This is a genomic window from uncultured Megasphaera sp., from assembly GCF_958350005.1.
Lineage (GTDB): Bacteria > Bacillota > Negativicutes > Veillonellales > Megasphaeraceae > Megasphaera.
Genome location: NZ_CATWFF010000217.1, coordinates 1 through 3,185 on the forward strand (window position 1 = coordinate 1; position 3,185 = coordinate 3,185).

Annotated in this window: 2 protein-coding genes; one reads left to right on the plus strand and one right to left on the minus strand. The window is 48.8% G+C overall.

All coding sequences use genetic code 11. The annotated features are described in order from the left end of the window. Positions 1-71: 71 nt before the first annotated feature. The gene (locus tag Q3886_RS09670) at positions 72-1,436 is read right to left on the minus strand and encodes a PhoH family protein (protein WP_301861249.1); all 1,365 of its coding nucleotides are present in this window, start codon (positions 1,434-1,436) and stop codon (positions 72-74) included. Between the two features lie 240 nt (positions 1,437-1,676). On the opposite strand from Q3886_RS09670, the gene Q3886_RS09675 reads away from it, so the two are divergent. Then, on the plus strand, positions 1,677-2,960 hold the full coding sequence (locus Q3886_RS09675) for an adenylosuccinate synthase (RefSeq protein ID WP_301861250.1): 1,284 nt from the start codon (positions 1,677-1,679) through the stop codon (positions 2,958-2,960). The last annotated feature ends 225 nt before the right edge of the window (positions 2,961-3,185 follow it).

Below are 3,185 nucleotides of genomic sequence, written 5' to 3' on the forward strand. Positions count from 1 at the left end.
TACTAATATAATACAATTCCTTTCCATTCTGTAAATTGCCTTACTGGAGATGCTGACGCTTCAGCTCTGCATCAGAGCCGCTGAATAGCGTCCAGCGCCAGTTCAGACCGTTCGCATTCGTCAGCAGTCATGGTGAGCTGAAAGCACAGGGGACTGCCCTTCATCTTTTCTGAGGCATAACTCAGGCCGTTGGTCCGTTCGTCCAAAAAGGGCTTGTCAATCTGGTTGGGGTCGCCGAGAAGAATGATTTTTGTCCCTTTCCCGGCCCGGGTAATAATGCTTTTAATCTGATTGGGCGTCATGTTCTGCGCTTCGTCAATAATCAGGTAGGTCTTGATGAATGAACGGCCGCGGATAAAATTCAGCGCTTCCGTCTGGACGAGGTTGCGGTCGAATATTTCGTCAATTTTGCCTTTCAGTTCCATTTCATTGTCGTACCGTTCTTCTTCGCTGGCGTCGATGAGCTGTTCCAGATTGTCGATAACAGGCCGCATGAGAGGGGAGATCTTTTCCTGTTCATCGCCGGGAAGAAAGCCAATGTCTGTGTCAAACTGGGCATTGGGCCGGCAAATGAGGATGCGGCGGTATTCTCCTGTTGGATGATTGAGTATTTTTTCCAGCCCTACAGCCAGGGAATAGAAGGTCTTTGCCGTGCCGGCCTGGCCTTTGACGATGACCAGCGGTGCTTCGTCTGCCGGTTTCATAAGCGCTTCCTGGAGAAAATACTGGCCTGCATTGCGTGGTTTTACGCCATAAGGCAGACTCTTTTTGTATTCCAGGGGGACGATTTTTTTGCCTTTTACGCGGCCCAGGTGAGTTTTGCGCAGGGACTGATCGGCTTTGAGCAGGATAAACTGGTTTTCCGTCAGCTCCGGATGAATCGTATGGCCTTCTTCATCGGCCTGATAGACGTCTTTCACAGAGAGCCCTTTCTTTTTGAAATCCTTGAATTTGTCTTCTGCTACATAGCACTGAATGCGTCCTGTATACTGTTCTTCTTCCGGAATTACCTGTTCTGTACTGAAGTCTTGGGCTTCAATGGACAGCATCTGCGCTTTCAGCCGCAGTACGAGATCCTTTGTGACCAGGACGGGAGACTGCTCTTCCAGACTCAGGCAGACCTGGAGGATGCGGTTGTCTGCCTTGTCATCAGGCAGGTCTGCCGGCAGGGCGACGTCGACGCAGTTGGCTTCAATGCGCAGGGTGCCGCCGTTTTGCAGAGAAACGCCTGTCAGCAGATCGCCCTGAAGACGCAGCTTTTCCAGAAAGCGAATGGCCTTTCGGGCATTGTATCCCCGTTCGCCGTCTGCCTTTTTCAGACCATCCAGCTCTTCAATCACTACCATCGGCAGTACGAGATGGTTATCTTCAAAACAGTGCAGCGCGTACGGTGCCTGGATCAGCACGTTCGTGTCAATTACATACGTTTTTGCCATGGGAATCCCGCCTTTTACTATATTTTATTGATACAGGTTCATGTTATATATTCATCATATCAGCCCTTTTTGCATGGTTTCTATCATGAATTCGTAAAATATATGCAAAAAATGCAAGGGTATTCGAATATTTTTTCTGTTTTTAGAATATTTTTCACTGGAGAATAGGCATTCCGGTGGTTTTCGTGTATAATTTAAGTGTTTGTTACTTTGATTGTTTAATGAAGGGATGTTGAATATATGGCTACAGCAATGGTAATTGGCACTCAATGGGGTGACGAAGGAAAGGGAAAGATCGTAGATTACTTGGCACAGAAAGCCGATGTTGTTATTCGCTCGCAAGGCGGCAACAACGCAGGTCATACGGTTGTCGTAGATGACCACTCCTTTGCTCTCCGTCTTTTGCCGTCAGGGATTCTGTATTCCCAGAAAACCTGCATTATTGGCAGCGGTGTCGTTGTCAACCCGGCAGTGCTGCTGGAAGAAATACAGGGTATGGTTGATAAAGGCGTCCAGATCAGCAAGCTGGAAATATCGACGCGTGCCCATGTTATTATGCCGTATCATATTCGGATAGACGAAGAAGATGAAAAGCTGAAAGGCGATGCCAAAATCGGCACGACGAAAAACGGCATTGGCCCGTGTTATGCCGACAAAGTCAATCGCGTAGGCATCCGCATTGGCGATTTGATGGATGAAAAGGTATTTGCAGAAAAACTGCGCATCAATTTGAAGCTGAAAAACCGCCTGTTTGCCCAGTATTATGGCTGCGAAGGCTTCGATTACGATACGATGTATCAGGAATACCTGGGCTATGCCAACCAGATTCGCCAGTACGTGAAGGACACGAACTATTCGGCTAACCTGTACATTAAGGAAGGGAAGAAAGTGCTGTTTGAAGGGGCTCAGGCAGCCATGCTTGACCTGGATCACGGCACATATCCCTTTGTTACCAGCTCCAACCCGACTGCCGGTGGTGCCTGCACTGGCTCCGGCGTCGGTCCCCGCCGCATGGAAAACATTGTCGGCGTCGTAAAAGCCTATACGACCCGTGTCGGCGCCGGCCCGTTCCCGGCAGAACAGCTCAATGAAGTAGGCGAATACCTGCGCAATAAGGGACACGAATTCGGTACCGTTACAGGCCGTCCCCGCCGCTGCGGCTGGCTGGATACGGCTGTCGTCAAATATGCAGCCATGCTGAACAGTCTGGATTACCTGGCTATTACGCGCCTGGATATTCTCGATGACCTGGATGTGATTAAGATCTGCACGGGCTACCGCTATCAGGGCGAACTGCTGAAAGAATATCCGGCCAGCCTGGATGTTCTGGAAGCTGTCGATCCGATTTATGAAGAAATGCCAGGCTGGAAGTGCGATATTTCCGGCTGCCGGTCTTATGACGAACTGCCGGAAGCTGCCCGGAAGTATGTAGAACGCATCAGCGAACTGACAGATATCCCTCTGGGCATTGTTTCTGTAGGTCCAAACCGCAGTCAGACCATTATTCTGCACGATATTTTCTAAGCTCTTTCGGAAACACCATAACATAAGATATGACAAAACTGCCGCAGCCTTTTTCCGGGATGCGGCAGTTTTGCATGTATGGCTATGCCCGTATTCCTCAGGCAGAGGCGCTCATGCCGGACTGATTACGGGACTTAAGAGACACTGCATTATCATTAACAGAATAAAAGCTTTTTTGTTAAAATTATATAAAAATTCTGCAGCTACCATGATAACTTTATAAAT